Below are 17,066 nucleotides of genomic sequence, written 5' to 3' on the forward strand. Positions count from 1 at the left end.
AGTCAATATAAACTTATACTATGTTATTATTTTGAAAATATGTTTGCCGATTTTTTTAAGAAAATAGAGTGTGGAGTAAAACAAAACCATGGAATATAATTACGATATTATTATTATAGGCAGTGGCCCTGGCGGTGAAGGGGCTGCGATGAAAGCAACTAGAAACGGACAAAAAGTAGCTATAATCGAAGATGATGCTATTGGTGGTGGTTGTAATAACTGGGGAACAATTCCAAGCAAAGCTCTCAGACAGCTATCACGCGAAGTTTGGTATAATAAGAAAAGCTTTGATTTTCCAGAAATGCTTGATACTGCTTATGAAATAGTTATCAAACAAAGAGAGATAAAGAAAAATCGTTTCGCTAATAATGAGATCGATGTTTTCTATGGTTTTGCTAGCTTTATTGATAAGCATAAAATAAAAATCTCACGTAAAAATGGCTCAACTGAAATCATTACTGCGAAAAAATTCATTCTCTCTACAGGATCTCGTCCATATCACCCTAACGATATTGATTTTACTCATCCTAGAATTTTAGATAGTGATAAACTTCTAGAGTTAAAAGACAAAAATATCAAATCGATTACTATTTATGGTGCTGGGGTAATTGGTTGTGAATATGCTTCTATACTTGGAACACTTGATATTCAGGTAAATCTTATCAACACTAGAAATAAACTAATGTCGTTCCTTGATGATGAAATTATCGAAACGCTAACAAATCACTTTACAGTTAACCAAAGAATTAATCTAATACATAATGAAACTTATAAAAGTATCAAAGCAAGAGGAGACAAAGTAGTTACTACTCTTAACTCAGGTAGAATTATCGAATCTGATTATGTCCTATTTGCGCTTGGCCGATCCGGTAATACAAATGGTCTTAATTTAGATAAGATTGGAATTGAGTATGATCCACAAAGAGGTCTTGTCAAAGTTAATGACAATTATCAAACTACTCAAGAAAATATCTATGCTGTAGGCGATGTTATAGGCTTTCCTTCACTTGCATCATCAGCCTTTAACCAAGGCAGGTTTGCAGCTACGCATATTATAGACGGATCTTGTAATGATAAGTTAGTTGAGGACATCCCAACGGGTATCTACACCCGCCCTGAGATTAGTTGTATTGGGAAAACAGAAGAACAACTAACTGCTGAGAATATTCCTTATGAAGTTGGTAGAGCTTATTTTAAAGATTTAGCTCGTGCACAAATTTCAGGAAGTGAAACAGGTATGCTAAAAATACTTTTCCATAAAGAGACTCTAGAAATCCTTGGTATTCATTGCTTTGGTCATAGGGTATCTGAAATTATTCATATTGGTCAAGCTATTAAGTCGATGCCAGGTAAACATAATACCATCAGATACTTTTTAAACACTACTTTTAACTACCCTACTATGGCTGAAGCTTATCGTATTGCTGGTATTGATGGTCTTAATAAGCTTAAACCTAAAAACAAACAATTTGTACCAGAACATAAATAATCTATGTACTACGATATCTATATAATTTTTTTGTTTATATTTTTATTTGGTGCGGCTATTGGTAGTTTTTTAAATGTTGTTATATATCGTGTACCCAATAAACTTTTTGCTGATGAACAAGCTATTGCTCAAGAAGTACTGGGACTTGATAAACAGCAACCTTTACAGAGTTTTAGTTTATTAACACCTTCAAAATGTCCAAAATGTCATAATAGGCTAAAATATCGTCACAATATTCCTATAATTGGCTGGTTTTTACTTAAGGGTAAATGCTTCTTTTGTAAAGAAAAAATATCTTTTGAATACCCGCTAATAGAATTTATCACGGCTAGCTTATTTGTAGCTATTTTCTATTATTTTGGTTTTACAATTCAAAGTTTAGCTCTAATAACTTTATCTAGCTTTTTTATACCATTATTCTTTATTGATGCTAAACATCAAATCCTTCCTGATTCTTTAACACTACCATTACTATGGCTTGGGATAATACTTAATTACTACCATGTGTTTACTAATCTGGAGCAATCTGTTTGGGGAGCTATAATTGGCTATCTTTCACTTTGGTTGGTTTTTTGGATATACAAAATTTTTACAGGTAAAGAAGGCTTCGGTTATGGTGATTTTAAACTCTTAGCTGCGGTAGGTGCTTGGTTTGGCTACCCAATGTTACTTTATACGATTTTTGTCAGTTGTATATTTGGGATTGTGATTGCTATTATTATAAATATTATTGCTAAACGCACTAATGTCATACCTTTTGGGCCAGCAATAATTCTAGCGACATTTTTTTATCTACTGACTAAAGATAATATCTATATATGGTATAATCACGTTATGCTAATTCAATTTTAATCATAACTAATGCAAAAAAAAAGTTTTTCTATTCTAATTTTATTTGTAGTTATACTATTAGTTGTGCTATATATTTTTAGCACAACTAATCTTAATAAAATCTCACCAGATAACAAACAAGGCTTATATCTTGTTGAACATGCCTTTCCGCAATATAAAGTTATAAAGACTTTTGATACAGGTATTCATCTACAAGCATATATTCTAGAAGATAAAAAAGATCCGACAAAACATAGTGTAACTTTTACAAGTGAAGATGGAGGCGTAATTGTTAATGGCGAGCTCTTAGCTTGGGATAGCAACCAAAACAAACTAACTAGTTTAAATAATATCTATGCAAACTATTTCACTTCATCACCTAAGGCAAATAATCTTTATCTAAACATCAAAAAGTATGCTACATACATCCAGCAAGGCAGTGATGAAGCTCCGCATAAATTTTATGCTATTATAGATCCTAGTTGTAGTTATTGTAACCGTCTATTCGACGCAACTCAACCAGCGATTAACTCCGGAGAACTTGCAGTTCGCTGGATTCTTTTAGGTGCACTTCGTAATAGCCCTGAGATTGTTAGAAGTATTTTTAACTCAAAAGATCCTCTTGAAGCATTGATTAAATATCATAAGACAAAAATATATGACCAAAATTTGACTCAACAAAATGAAAAAGCTGAAAATAATTTAAGGTTATCAAGTGATATTGAAGGTTTCCCTACAATCGTTTATAAAACACCTCAAGGAGCTTTAAAAATCTCAGGTGGTAACAAGCTTCCACTTACAGATGCTAGTATAGCAGCAAAAAGATAATATCAATAAAATTAATGAATTTTTGCTTTTAACCTCAAATAGTTTCTAAGTTAGAATATGAAAAAAATAATTACACTGATAATTGGTATAATATTTATAACTTTTAATTTTGCTACTACAAGAATAGATACCCAAATTACCAATGATATTCAAAACATAGAAAAAAAATATGGCGGTAAAATTGGTGTCTATACTATAAATCGAAATGACTGGAGTAATTTTGCAGTTAATGCTAGTTTCTACTTTCCAATATGTAGTACCTATAAATTTCTTGTAGTTGGTGCGATACTTAAACAAAGTATGACTAATAGTAAACTACTTAATCAAAAAATAAAAATCTCTAAAAATCAAATTGTTGACTACTCACCTATTACAAAAAACCACATCAACCAAAAAATGACTATCAAACAACTTTGCAAAGCATCTATGCAAGGCGATAATACTGCTACAAATATCCTAATCGAAAAACTAGGTGGTTTGAAAAACCTCAATAAATTTATCTTATCACTTGCAGATCATGCAACAAAAGTTGCTAATTTAGAACCTAAAGTCAATCATGTCAGCCTAACGACAAACGAAAATAAAACCACTCCAAAAATTATGGCAAGAGATATTAATAAGCTTGCTTTTAGTGATGATATACTTGATAAAAAACATCGCTTAATGTTTAAACAATGGCTTATAGCCAGCAATACTGGTAGTAGTCGCATTGCTGCTGAAATACCTAATGAATGGGAGGTTGGTGATAAAACTGGCACTTGTCAATATGGTACAACAAATGATGTTGCTATTATTTGGCCTGATGATAATAGAGCTGTTATTATAGCAATTTTTTATACCCAATCGCAAAAAAATGCTAAGCCAAATAGTAAAATTCTTAGAGAAGTAACTAAAATACTTCTAGATAAACTTCAATTAAATAATACTACGAAAAATGCCTAAAATAAAAATGATTGTTGGCCTAGGTAATATAGGCAAAGAATATCAAGATACGCGCCATAACGTTGGTGAATGGTTTATTGCTAAAATAGCTCAAGATAACAATCAAAGTTTCAGTTCTAATCCTAAGCTTAATTGTAATCTAGCTAAAGTTAGCATTGATTATAATAATGTAATACTAGTATTTCCTACTACGTATATGAATAACAGTGGTTTAGCTGTTGGCAAAGTTGCTAATTTTTATAAAATCGAACCAGAAGAAATACTTGTAGTACATGATGAGCTAGATATAGATTCTGGAGAAATACGTCTTAAAAAAGGCGGTGGTCACGGTGGTCACAACGGTCTAAGAAGTATTAACCAGCACTTAGGCAATAATGACTACCTACGCCTTCGAATTGGTATTGGCCATCCAGGTCATAAATCAAAAGTAGCTAACTATGTATTATCAAATCCATCTATAGCTCAGAAAAAAGATATAGATAATGCTATTGATAATGGTATCTGTTTTTTAGATGATATAATAAACTACAAATTAGAACCTGTAATGCAAAAGCTACATACAAAATAATATATAAGGAATAGAATAATGGGATTTAAATGTGGTATCGTAGGTTTACCAAATGTTGGTAAATCAACTCTTTTTAATGCTCTTACAGAAGCAGGAATTGATGCAGAAAACTACCCTTTTTGTACAATTGATCCAAATGTTGGGATCGTTTCAGTACCAGATCAAAGACTTAATGAATTAGCAAAAATTGTTAAGCCAGAAAGAATAATAACAACAACAATGGAGTTTGTAGATATTGCTGGACTTGTTGCTGGAGCAAGTAAAGGCGAAGGCTTAGGTAATAAATTCCTTGCAAATATTCGTGAAACAGATGCTATAGCTCATGTTGTAAGATGCTTTGAAGATGACAATATAATCCATGTTAGTGGTAAGGTTGATCCTATAGATGATATTAATACTATCAATATGGAACTAATCCTAGCTGATATCGAATCTTGTGATAAAGCCGTACAAAGGTTCGCAAAAATGAAAAAATCCGGTGATAAAGAAGCTTTAGCCAAAGCAGATTTTTATACTAGACTAAAAGAGCATTTAGAATCAGAAAAGCCTGCAAGAACCTTTGAGATGAATGAAGATGAGACTAAATGGCTAAAACAAACACCTCTATTAACTAGTAAGCCTGTTTTATATATTGCAAATGTTAATGAAGATGGTTTTGAAAATAATCCTCTTCTAGATAAAGTTGTAGAATATGCTAAAGCTGAAAATTCAAATGTTGTGCCAGTTTGTGCTGCTATGGAACAAGAAATTTCTCAGCTAGAAGCTGATGAAAAACTAGAATTTTTGGCTGATATGGGTTTATCAGAAACTGGTTTAGATAGAGTTATCAAAGCTGGCTACGCTCTTTTGAATCTTCATACATATCTCACTGCAGGTGTCAAAGAAGTAAGAGCATGGACAATCCCTGTAGGAGCAACTGCACCACAAGCAGCTGGAGTAATCCATACTGACTTTGAACGTGGTTTTATCAGAGCTGAAGTTATCGCATACGATGATTACATTAAATATAATGGTGAAAAAGGTGCCAAAGAAGCAGGTAAAGCTCGCCTTGAAGGTAAAGAATACGTCATGAAAGATGGTGATGTAGTTAACTTTAGATTTAATGTATAACTAAACTCTCAAAAATGTCTAATAAAATAATTAATAATTGTCTTATATGGCTATCAGTGGTAAGTATAGTTGGTTGTAATACTTCATTTACTTATCCTAATTATCAACTAAATGGTACATACTATAATCCCGACTATAATAAAGACGACTTAATTCATAGCTACTTTCAACAAAGTGTTGAGCAAATGGAAACTAGCCCATACACATATCAAGGTCAGTACTATGAAGAAACTGGTTTTACTCAACCAAGTCCATTTATGCAAAATATTAACTGGAATAGAATGAATGTTTAAGAAAAATTTTGATAAACTTTATTAAAATATCACTAAACTTTTGTAATAATAGTTAATTTTATAGAAACTATTTTATTATCCCTAATATTTGTTATCTCTAATAAAGTATTATTATATTTGATACAGCAAGGTCCTGATGGCAGATTCTCTATCTCTTCAATTATAAGGCCAGATAATGTCTTAGCATCTTCACTTTCAAATTCTATGCCTATATGACGATTAATCTCTCTTAAAGTAGCACTACCACCTATGAGATAGCTATTATCTGCAAGTTTATGGATATTATTATTGACATCAAACCTATCAGAAAATTCGCCTACTATCTCTTCCATAATATCTTCAATTGTAATTGTTCCACATACATCACCATACTCATCAACAACAATTGCAAAGCGTTTACTTTTTTGTTGAAAATTTATAAGTTGTGTCTGTAATGAGACAGTTTCCGGAATAAAATATGCTTCTTGAGCAATTTTACGTAATGCTGCTTTGGTTATATGACCTTTTTTTGAAGAAATTAATAGATTAGTTATCTCTTTTAACCTAATAACCCCAATAACATTATTTACACCATTCTCACATAGGATAATGTTTAATGATCTCATCTTTGCAATTCTAGCTAAAATTTTGTCAATTGAATTACTTAAATCAATATATTCAATTTTATTAAAATGGGTCATTACTTCTTGAACTAAAACTTTATCTAGCTCCAAAACTCCCAAGAGCATATTTTTATTTTTAGCTCCAAGCTTTGCATTTGATTCATTAACAACAGTCTGAATTTCTTCCTTATCCAAAGACTCATTATTAACAGCTTCTATTTTGACACCAAAAAGTTTTAATGTTACTTTTGAAACCATACTTAAAAATATTACTGCTGGATATAAAATTAGCATGATTATTTTTAATGGTAAAGAAAAAGGAAAAGCTAACCTTTGTGGATAAATAGCTGCAAAAGATTTAGGAATTATCTCACCAAAAACCAAAACTAATATAGTTACGACTATAGTTGCAATAAGTAATCCTAAATCACCAAAATGATCCTCAGAATATGATGAAATGACTGTTCCAGCAAAGATATTTGCAAATGTATTACCAATAAGAATAGCAACTAACAATCTTTCAGGATTACGTACTAAAGCTAGACTTCTCTTTGCAGCACGATGATTTTTTTTAGCCAAGTGCTTAAGTTTATATTTATTCAATGCCATCATCGCCGTCTCAGAGCTAGAGAAAAAAGCAGACGTACAAATAAGTATAAATATAATAATAACTACAGTGTAAGTACTCATTTAATTAGTGTATGGTTATAACTAAGTTACTAGTTTAACACAAGAGTTTTATTTAAATAGAAAAAATATATGGAAATAGATATAAAGATAAAATAATTATACTCTCATAAAGTCAGCATGAATAAGCTTAACTTTATATGGATGTCTTTGTAACGCTTTGATGATTACTTTTTCTTCTTTACCATCGATATCCAAAGTTATCTCACTTGAGAAAAACGCTTTGTCTTCTGTTGAGTGTAGTACTTTATCATGATCAAGTAATACAGATACCGCTTCTTTTTCACCACCATATATAACAGCTGGGATTTTACCAGCTCTTCTTAGACGGCGGCTCGCACCAGTACCTAAGTCTTCTCTCTTTTCAGCTTTAAGAACAAAATTTGCCATTGTTAGATTCCTTATTAAATTTTAAACAAATAAACTTAATCTATGCGACCCTAGATTAACTGTTGTATTGTAGTGGATTATATTTATTAATGCAAGTAATTAATCGACTAAGCCATCCGTACGGAAAATATCACTAACTGATTCTTCTCCATTAGTTTTTTCAACTATTTGAGCAAGTAATGGCGCTAACGTTATAACTTTAATTTTGCTACACGCTTCAGCATGAGGTTTAAGAGGTATAGAATCAGTAACAATAAGTTCATCAATCGCTGAATCCTCGATATTCTTAATCGCATCGCCAGAAAGTAATGGATGCACACAGAATGCTGTTACTTTAGCAGCACCACCCTTCTCTATCAAGGCTTTTGCTGCTTGACACATTGTGCCACCAGTATCCATAATATCATCAACTAGTATACAATGTTTGCCATCAACCTCACCAATTATGTTCATAACCTCTGCAACATTTGGTTTTGGTCTTCTTTTATCAACTACAGCAATCTCAACACCTAAGTTTTTAGCTACAGATCTAGCTCTTACTACACCACCCATATCAGGTGATACTATTTTAATATTTTCATACTTTTCGGGATTCTTACGGACATGCTCTAAAAATATCTTTGTTGCAAATGCATTATCAAATGGTATATCAAAAAATCCTTGAATTTGCTCAGCATGGATATCAACTGATAAAATCCTATCTAAGCCAACTGCTTGAAGAAGATTTGCTACAACTTTAGCAGATATCGGCACCCTTGCTGATTTTGATCTTCTATCTTGTCTAGCATAGCCAAAATATGGTAATACCGCTGTTACTCTCTCAGCTGATGATCTTTTAAGCGCATCTATTAATAGAATAAGTTCCATTAAATTATCAGCTGGTGGACAAGTTGATTGGATAACAAATACATCCTTACCACGCACATTCTCGTTTAATACAACATGTATTTCGCCATCTTTGAACCTATCAACTGTTGCATTACCAAGAGTTGCACCTAGCTCTTTAGCTACTTCACTAGCAAGCTTTTTAGAAGCATTACCGCTAAAAATCATCAAATCTTCTGACATTTCATAACCTTAAAAATTCACACACCTTACAAAATAATAATTCTAATGTTTTTTTTAATTTTTAAAAAGCCCAAATAGAATATTTCGATAATTATTTTATTGTTTACACAGACAGTACTCAGACTATAGAGCTTTTTGAATTAATATTTTCGCTTTGTTATACTATGGGTTATCTTTAAATCAGATAAATTAAATCTAATATAAAAACTTATGAAATTTAAAATTTTTGACAATACCTTTCAGCCTGGAGAAATGGCTACATTAGCAATGCCATTACCTAGCCAATATTCTTGTGCTCCAATGTATCTACCCATAAAGATTCTTAATGGTGTTAATGAAGGACCTTGTATTTTGATTTTTGGTATGGTTAATGGTGATGAATTTAATAGTATCGAAATTATTAACTCTCTTTTAGAAAAAACTAATCCTAAACAACTAAACGGTACGATTGTAGCAATCCCTGTACTAAATGTTTTTGGTTTAGTGCATAGTATTAAACACGCTCCTAGCTTAGAACAAGCTTTTCCAGGTGACGAAAATGGCTCATATATGCACCGTTATGCTTATAGAATTACTCAAGAGATTATAAAAAAAGCTAACTATTCTATCCAAATTAAAACAGGAGCTATAAATCATGAAATACTTCCACAAGTATATTTCAATGGTGAAGATGAAGAATCTATAAAAATGGCTAGAGCTTTTCAAGCTCCTGTAATTACTGCAGTAAATATGAATCAGTCTAGTATTCGTAGAATTCATCAAGACTTAGATATCCCTTTTATCTGTTATGAAGCTGGTGAAGCAAATAAGTTTGATGAAGAAGCTATCAATGTAGGTATTGCTGGAATACAAAATGTTATGCGTAAAATAGATCTACTAAAAGATCAAGAATTTATCCAACAAGTTAAACCATTAGTATCAGAAGATACTGAATGGACAATCTCTGACAAGCCAGGAATACTTAGAACAGAAATAGAACTCGGTACAAGAGTCAAAGAGGGTCAAAAAATAGGTAAACTAATAGATCCATTTGGTAACGCTGACAGTATTTATCTAAAGTCACCAATTGATGGGATCATACTTGGTATAAATAACTATCCAATGATTAAAGAAGGTGACTTGGTATTCAAAGTTTCATCTTTCCAAGATGATGAAAAAGCAGAAGCAAAAATAGAAGATTGGGAAGAAATAACAAAAGAAAACTTTAGTGATGAATAATAGAATATCTTTTTTGGCAATAATTATATGGTTTACATGTGCCATATTTTTTATGTACGAGTTCCTACTTCGAACAATATTAGGAACATTTGAGCATCAGATAATAACTGATTTAGACTTGACTATTTTAACATTTAGTATTTTAAGCTCTACAGCATATCAACTCACTTATGGAGTTATGCAAATCCCTGTTGGTATAATCACTGATAAACTAGGGCTAAAAAAAGCTCTTACACTAGCAATATTAGTTTGTGCTTTAGCAGTTGGTTTATTTGGCTTATGTAATAGTTTTGCTGCTGCACTGATTTATAGAATAATGATAGGCTTTGGCGCTTCTTTTGGCTTTTTATGTCTACTAATTGCTGTTTATGACTGGTTACCAAATCAACATATAGGATTATTTATTGGACTTTCACAGTTTATTGGAGTACTAGGTCCAATGCTAGCAGCAGGCCCACTAGAATCACTATCTCAAGCTGGCGGTATAGACTGGCGTTATGTCTTTGTTATCTTAGCAATCATAGGTATAGTTCTTGCTGTTATAACTATATTAATAGTTAAAAATAATGATCAGTCAAGTAGTTGTGGTAAAACCAGATTTATTATTCTACAAACGCCAAAGTCACTATTAACTGAAATAAAGAGTATATTTGCTAATAAACAAGTTTGGTTAATCGCAACTTTTTCAGCAACAACTTATTTAGCAATTGAATACTTATCAGAAAACGCTACTAAAAGTTTTTTAGAGCTAAATGGCTTTGATGTAAAATTTAGCTCATATCTGATAACTCTAGCTTGGCTTGGGTATGGTATTGGCTGTCCTAGTCTGGGTGCAATATCTGATCGTATAAAAAGAAGAAAACCCGTGATGATATTCGCGATTTGTCTAACTTTTGTATCATTACTAACGATAATATTTTTACCAATCAACCAAGGCATACTTTATCTAGCTTTTATCTGTCTAGGCTTAGGTGCTAGTGGCCAAAGTATTGGTTTTGCCATAATCGCTGAGCAATCTAAATCTAACTGTAGAGCTGCTGCACTTGGAGTTAATAATTTCTTGATTATGTTATCCGTAGGTATTGGTTCACCAATAATTAGTAGTGTTTTTGACTTGGTATCAAATCAAGGTAAAAATCCAACAATTGCCGGTTATCAAATTAGCCTAAGTATCCTTCTAGGATTCACAGCACTAGGTGTGTTAATTAGTGTATTTTTGATTAAAGAAACTTTCTGTCGTTCAACAAAAGAGGTTATATTTTTAGATAAGATATAATAGATTTTAGAACTTACTTAGACTATTAAAACTAATTTCTCTAGTTCTATATTTCTGTAATACAATAACAAAGATTATAATAGTGCTTAATAAAAGTGGGATTATTAGATATATAAAAGCACGATCAAAAACATTAGTATTTATCTCCCCAGTCAAAGGTCCACCATTTAAATAAACACTAATATAACTGATCAGGTATTGAAAAACAGCTCCACACAGACCTATAACCATATTAACTATAGCTAATGCTGTTGCTTTAATCTGTGGTGGAAATATTTCCTCAACTACTGAAAACACTAAAAGCATACTCGATACACTAAAACCTATAACAAAGAAAATTATGTATAAATTATCTGCTGAAATAAAATCAGCAAAAATTATAACTACTGAAAATGCTAGAATTGTAATAACATTACAAACTAGCATCCATATCCTTTTCTCACCAAATAAGCTAGCAATAAAACCATGAGATGGACCTCCAACTGCTATACCTATAAACATCATCACACTTACTTTAGCCGCTAAATGCTGCGATAAGCCATAAGCTTGCTCTAAAAATAGAACATCATATAATTCAGAAAATGAATTAACTACTATACCAACCATTAAACCAGCATAAAGTGCTAAAAACCAAAGTTTTTTATTTAATAATAATTTTAAACTCTGAGTAAAGCTTAGATACTTAAACTTATAGTTATTACTGTTAATAACACCAATACTAGGAGACCTTAACAAAGCAATAATTACAATGCTCCAAAGTATACCGAAATATCCTATTAATTCTAAAGCTAACTGCCAACCATGCAGCATAACAAGATAATTCAAAAACAGCTGGCCAAATATTCCACCTAAAACTCCTATAGTATTTGTAAGACCAACAGCGATTGGGAATACTCTCTCAGGTAAAATATCTGCGGCTACTTTTAACGTACCAATAAAAGCTACCGCCGATCCAATCGCTATTAGAATTCTACCTATAAGCATTGTAAGTAAAGTTGGATCATAGCTAAAAAGTAATATCCCTAAACTCATCACTAAGCATGATATCGATAACATTATTCTTGAGCCATACTTATCAAGTAAAATACCCGCAGGAACTTGCGATAATGCATAAATAGGAAAATATATACTCATAACATAAGCAATATCTTCTATTCCCACCTGCATAGTTGCAGCTATTGGCTTAACTAAAACACTTGGTGCAGTATGTTGAAAATAATCTAAACCATAAAAAATTGCAGCAATACACCAAATACCCCAACCTATGACTAGACTATATTTTGTAGTCTTCATGTTGTATTAATATATAAAATAATATCTAATCAGTAATATATAGGATATAGAAAATTACTTTAATTTGCGATTAAATATCAGATTTTTCAGATATAAATCAACTCAATTAGTAAAAAATAGTTGTGTGATATCTTGATTTACCAATTTATAGAACAAATTTTTAGTAAATTAGCAGAAAAACTTCAAATTTTGATCTTAATCAATAATTAAGCAAATACCAAACTATAAGAGCTAGTAGTTATATTTTAAGCTATAATGTAACTAAATAGTAATCTATGATTTTGAAATTGTATATGCCTTTATATAATGAAATGCTTTTCAACATAATATCAACGTTTATCAATATAGTATTAATAACTATATTTGCTAGCTTAGCTTTTTACTTACTAAAAAAACGTGCAACATCAATTAAACAAATCAAAAAAATAAAATCGCGTGTAATTTATCTAAGTATAATTATTTTTTTCTTAGTTGTTATAAAAATCTGGCTTGGTGGAATAACTAACTTATTTACGATGTTAAGTTTAGTTGCCGCTGGTTTAATAATCGTTAATAAAGAAACTGTTATGAACTTTGTTGGTTGGATTATCATCAACTGGCGCAGCCTATTTTCTGAGGGTGATTATATTGAGGTACAAAATTATCACGGCTATGTTAGCGAGATAAAAGTATTTTATTTTAGAATGTATGAAACTATTGAACATGGCGATAAAAGAACAACAGGGAAACTCTTAAAACTTCCTAACTCAATAGTAATTACAAGTATTATTAAAACTTTTAGCAGTGATGAAAATATTGCTTTGCATAAAGTCCCTTGGCTTATTAGTATAGAGAAGGATCCTCTTCAAGTTGCTCAAAAGCTTGAGCAATTGATCAAAAGAATCATTGCTGATAAATATTTTTTTAGTAGTGATTTTTCAAAAAGTTCAGTTATTAATAAAAATAAACTCAAAAATTATGGTATTAATGATTTCTCGCCATACATAGAGATAAAAACTTTTAACGATAAAGAGAATATTATAAATATCCAAGCTAATTTCTACTGCTATGTTGAGCATAGAAAAGAGATTGAACAAGTCTATACACGAGAACTTATTAACATAATTAATTCTGGGGCTTTTTCTTAATATACTTTTTAATATAGAGATTAACACCACTAATCCATAATGGACTAAATAATAACGATAAAGATATCAACGTAATACAATAATGATATATTGTTAAACTTAGAATTCCTGATGCAAAACCCATAGAAATCAATACAAAGCTAAACTCTCCTATTTGTGATAACATCGCTCCACCGATCAATGCTTCTTCTGTTCTCTGCTTAAGTGCTTTAAATATCAAAGCATTAATAGTTGTATTTAAAAAATATATCAATAACAAAAGTGTTATAAATAAAAAAATATGTTCCCAGAATAATTTTAGATCTATTAACATCCCTATAGAAATAAAAAATAATGCCATAAATACTGTCTTAACAGTTGAGAGACTATGACCAACCCATTCGGTCTCTTCAAGAGTAGAAACTATCATTCCGCCTACAAAAGCGCCAAGTGCAGATGATAATTCTAATGACTCAGTAAGAGCTGCCATCCCAAAACAAATTACTAGAGCAGCAAAAACTCTCATTTCTTCATCTTTTCCTAAAACAGAAATAAAAGATATTTTGATATTCTTTTTAACTGCCATAATGGCTGCTATAGATATTACAAGAATACCACCTGAAATTTGAGTTACTATTTGACTAATCGATAACTCCTCACCACCAATTAATCTCACAATAATAAGCATTGGAACTACTGCTAGATCTTGGATTAGAAGGATTCCTAGTACATTTTGACCTAGACGAGTTTTCATACTACCACTATCGTTTAATAGTTTAAGCACAACAGCAGTACTACTTAAGCTAATAACTGCACCAAAAAGTAGTATTTTTGCAATACTCCAGCCTAATGCAACTCCGATTATAGAGACTATGAGACTTGTTATGAGCATTTGTAGCATTGTTCCGATAGTTGGAACTTGCCAGTTTTCAGCAAACTTACGTGGTGAAATCTCCATTCCTGCAAAAAATAATAATAAAATAACCCCTATTTCACCTAATCTAGCAAGATTTTCTTGATCTTGGATCAATTTTAAACCATATGGTCCTAGCAATATTCCTGTTAGTAAATATGCAACCACGTAAGGTTGCTTCAATTTTTTTAAGACAATTGTAACTACCAGAATACCTAGCATTACAAAAACAAAAATTGGAATTAGAGGTTCGTTATGCATATTTGTATATTCTGGAAATAATTAGATTAATGATACTGTATATGTGCAATAAATTACACTAAGATAATTAGTTTTTTCTAAAGTATTTTGATTATATATTGCTGACTTATTTTGATTATACGTATCTAAGTTTTTTATACTCTTTCAATAAAAAAACAGATAAGTTTAAAACTAGTCACCATGAACAAAAAGCTAGCTAATTCAAATAAATGTGCTTGCTGATATAATAAATTCAAGAACTACAGAGTAAGTCTTATAAAATCTAGAACAAACTTTCTAACTTACTATTTAATTTTAGAGAAAAAGTTCTTGAGATGTTACAATATCATCAAGATTACTAATCGCTATTGTAAATTTAATAGGGTTGGTTTCGTAAGGCATCTCTGAGAGTATTTAGCTTAGTTATTAAACCGCCAACATTTCTAGATAATTAAACTTATTACCATTTATTCCATAGCAACTAAGCATATGTTTTTAATAATAATCAATTTAAAATATATAGCCTAATCTCATTGATTTGTTTAAAGTTTTGCTCATAGAAACTAATAAATTTAGAAGACTTTAAAATAATGGTTAATACTTTTTATCTAATAATAATTTGATAGTTCAATTAAATTAGAATCAGGATCTCTAATATAAATTGATTTTATCTTTCCAATAGCTCCTGTTCTTTCTACTATTCCTTCTTCTATGTTTATATTTAGCTTATTAAGTTGTTTTATAACTTGATCCAAATCAGTATCCACAATAAAACATAAATCAGCACTACCTTCTTTTATATTTTGTGCTTTAGGCTCAAATTCACTGCCTAGTAAATGTAAATTAATTTTCTGCACACCAAATTTTAGTGCTACACGATTTTGTTTAAATACTTGTTTTTTCATGCCAATTTTTGTATAGAACTCAACCGTTTTATCAATGTCTTTGACCGTCAATACTAAATGATCTAATCTATTTATTTTAATCATCTTATAATTTAAATATTATTTTTCACTTAATTATAACAAATATAATCCTGGTATATTTAGATAGCTAACTTAAATAATGTTTATTTTGTTTATAATCACGTAACCATTCTTTATAACCTAGATAAACTAATATCAAGAATATTGCATATTGTAAAGCTGTGACATTATAACCTTTATAAATGAATAAAGGTACCGAAATAATATCTGCTATAGCCCACAAGTACCAGTTCTCTATTGCTCTTTTTATGAGCAAATAAGCTCCAGCAAAAGATATTGCCGTAACAAACGCATCGATAAATGAATATATAGGTAAATCTATAATATAAGTTTGTTTTTGTAGTGCGTAAATAAATGGAGTAATAACAAAAGTAATTATAAATATATACAAAGAAATTTTTTCTGATGATTGTTTGCTTTTGTTACATAAACATGAATCTTACTATCGCCTTCAAAGTGCTTTATCCAAGCAAAAAAACCGATAACATTTATTACTAAATAATAAAAATTCAGTAACATATCACCAAAAAGTTCCCAATCATACAATAAACACACATATATTGCTGATGATATAAAACTAACAATATATACTAAAATATTTCTCTTATATGAAAAATACACTCCAGCTACACCAGTTACAGCAGCGACTAACTCAAAGTATGATTGGTAGTCATAAAATGATGATACTATTGATTGATATATATTCTCCATTATCCTATCTCTCTAGTAGATATTATATGATCAGCTCCTATAACCATTTTCATAGTTGCAAAAGCAACGTCATTAACACCATCCCCATGTGGTGAAGCACTTAAATCTTTGATAACATAAGGAACAATTCCATCATCAAACATATCCATAACCGTTTTTAATAAGCACACATCAGAAAATAGACCACATAAATATAACTTAGTTGGTTTGATTTTTTGTAGTAGCTCTTTAAGCTTTTGATTATAGACGGTATAAGTTGAATGCCAAACGAAACTTGCTCTTTGTGGTACTTGTATACTATCAATTAGAGCTTTATCATCCTCATTCTGAAAACCAAACCATTTTAATTGTTTTTCAAATAAGGAATTTTCTTTGTTTTCAAACATTAAAAAACAGATACTATCAAAAACTTCACTAGATTTGTTAAACCTTTCAATGACCTTTCTTGCTTGTGGGCAGTCAAAGCCCTTTTGCATATCAATAACAATCAATAAATTAGACATCTATATTTTAAC

Annotated in this window: 16 protein-coding genes and 2 pseudogenes; 10 read left to right on the top strand and 8 right to left on the bottom strand. The window is 30.7% G+C overall.

Translation table 11 applies throughout. From position 1 onward, the window contains the following. Positions 1-88: 88 nt before the first annotated feature. The 7 genes and pseudogenes from sthA (at position 89) to FSC454_RS06725 (ending at position 6,061) form a co-directional block, all read left to right on the top strand. A complete protein-coding gene (gene sthA, locus FSC454_RS06695; RefSeq protein WP_014547982.1) occupies positions 89-1,489 on the top strand; it encodes a Si-specific NAD(P)(+) transhydrogenase in 1,401 nt (466 codons plus the stop codon). 3 nt (positions 1,490-1,492) lie between these two features. Next, positions 1,493-2,341, top strand: coding sequence for a prepilin peptidase (locus tag FSC454_RS06700; protein ID WP_014547981.1), 849 nt, complete (start codon positions 1,493-1,495; stop codon positions 2,339-2,341). A 9-nt stretch (positions 2,342-2,350) separates the two neighbouring features. Beyond that, positions 2,351-3,197 (top strand): annotated as a pseudogene (locus FSC454_RS06705) (DsbC family protein). 8 nt (positions 3,198-3,205) lie between these two features. Next, positions 3,206-4,090 (top strand): class A beta-lactamase, encoded by an 885-nt coding sequence (bla, locus tag FSC454_RS06710; protein ID WP_066046749.1) that lies wholly within the window; start codon positions 3,206-3,208, stop codon positions 4,088-4,090. Continuing rightward, positions 4,083-4,658: an aminoacyl-tRNA hydrolase gene (pth, locus tag FSC454_RS06715; RefSeq protein ID WP_014547978.1), complete on the top strand. Its 576-nt coding sequence runs from the start codon at positions 4,083-4,085 to the stop codon at positions 4,656-4,658. Before bla ends, pth begins: the two co-directional genes overlap by 8 nt. A gap of 18 nt (positions 4,659-4,676) precedes the next feature. After that, positions 4,677-5,768 (top strand): redox-regulated ATPase YchF, encoded by a 1,092-nt coding sequence (ychF, locus tag FSC454_RS06720; protein ID WP_003034020.1) that lies wholly within the window; start codon positions 4,677-4,679, stop codon positions 5,766-5,768. A 14-nt stretch (positions 5,769-5,782) separates the two neighbouring features. Then, positions 5,783-6,061, top strand: a complete 279-nt coding sequence (locus tag FSC454_RS06725) for a hypothetical protein (RefSeq protein WP_066046751.1) — start codon at positions 5,783-5,785, stop codon at positions 6,059-6,061. Positions 6,062-6,093: 32 nt separating this feature from the next. Here FSC454_RS06725 and FSC454_RS06730 read toward each other — a convergent pair whose 3' ends face one another. The 3 genes from FSC454_RS06730 to FSC454_RS06740 form a co-directional block, all read right to left on the bottom strand. Continuing rightward, the gene (locus tag FSC454_RS06730; protein ID WP_044247283.1) at positions 6,094-7,353 is read right to left on the bottom strand and encodes an HlyC/CorC family transporter; all 1,260 of its coding nucleotides are present in this window, start codon (positions 7,351-7,353) and stop codon (positions 6,094-6,096) included. Positions 7,354-7,449: 96 nt separating this feature from the next. Further along, the gene (rplY, locus tag FSC454_RS06735) at positions 7,450-7,740 is read right to left on the bottom strand and encodes a 50S ribosomal protein L25 (RefSeq protein WP_014547974.1); all 291 of its coding nucleotides are present in this window, start codon (positions 7,738-7,740) and stop codon (positions 7,450-7,452) included. A 99-nt stretch (positions 7,741-7,839) separates the two neighbouring features. Then, the gene (locus tag FSC454_RS06740; RefSeq protein ID WP_014547973.1) at positions 7,840-8,808 is read right to left on the bottom strand and encodes a ribose-phosphate pyrophosphokinase; all 969 of its coding nucleotides are present in this window, start codon (positions 8,806-8,808) and stop codon (positions 7,840-7,842) included. A 210-nt stretch (positions 8,809-9,018) separates the two neighbouring features. Here FSC454_RS06740 and FSC454_RS06745 point away from each other — a divergent pair, with 210 nt between their 5' ends. Beyond that, complete coding sequence (locus tag FSC454_RS06745; protein WP_044247281.1) at positions 9,019-10,026, top strand: succinylglutamate desuccinylase/aspartoacylase family protein; 1,008 nt, start codon at positions 9,019-9,021, stop codon at positions 10,024-10,026. Further along, complete coding sequence (locus tag FSC454_RS06750; RefSeq protein WP_044247279.1) at positions 10,019-11,302, top strand: MFS transporter; 1,284 nt, start codon at positions 10,019-10,021, stop codon at positions 11,300-11,302. Before FSC454_RS06745 ends, FSC454_RS06750 begins: the two co-directional genes overlap by 8 nt. A gap of 6 nt (positions 11,303-11,308) precedes the next feature. Here FSC454_RS06750 and FSC454_RS06755 read toward each other — a convergent pair whose 3' ends face one another. Then, entirely contained in the window at positions 11,309-12,595 is a 1,287-nt protein-coding gene (locus FSC454_RS06755) for an MFS transporter (RefSeq protein WP_066046753.1), read from the bottom strand. 293 nt (positions 12,596-12,888) lie between these two features. Here FSC454_RS06755 and FSC454_RS06760 point away from each other — a divergent pair, with 293 nt between their 5' ends. Further along, complete coding sequence (locus FSC454_RS06760; protein WP_044247277.1) at positions 12,889-13,722, top strand: mechanosensitive ion channel domain-containing protein; 834 nt, start codon at positions 12,889-12,891, stop codon at positions 13,720-13,722. Here the strand turns inward: FSC454_RS06760 and FSC454_RS06765 are convergent. The 4 genes and pseudogenes from FSC454_RS06765 to FSC454_RS06780 form a co-directional block, all read right to left on the bottom strand. Further along, positions 13,700-14,875, bottom strand: coding sequence for a cation:proton antiporter (locus FSC454_RS06765; RefSeq protein WP_044247275.1), 1,176 nt, complete (start codon positions 14,873-14,875; stop codon positions 13,700-13,702). The two genes, FSC454_RS06760 and FSC454_RS06765, sit on opposite strands and share 23 nt — an antisense overlap. A gap of 587 nt (positions 14,876-15,462) precedes the next feature. Then, positions 15,463-15,843, bottom strand: a complete 381-nt coding sequence (locus FSC454_RS06770) for a VOC family protein (protein ID WP_066047217.1) — start codon at positions 15,841-15,843, stop codon at positions 15,463-15,465. 64 nt (positions 15,844-15,907) lie between these two features. Then, a pseudogene (pnuC, locus tag FSC454_RS06775) lies at positions 15,908-16,551 on the bottom strand (nicotinamide riboside transporter PnuC). Then, the gene (locus FSC454_RS06780; protein WP_066047211.1) at positions 16,551-17,054 is read right to left on the bottom strand and encodes an isochorismatase family protein; all 504 of its coding nucleotides are present in this window, start codon (positions 17,052-17,054) and stop codon (positions 16,551-16,553) included. Before FSC454_RS06780 ends, pnuC begins: the two are co-directional and overlap by 1 nt. Positions 17,055-17,066: the final 12 nt, after the last annotated feature.

Source organism: Francisella hispaniensis FSC454 (genome assembly GCF_001885235.1).
Lineage (GTDB): Bacteria > Pseudomonadota > Gammaproteobacteria > Francisellales > Francisellaceae > Francisella > Francisella hispaniensis.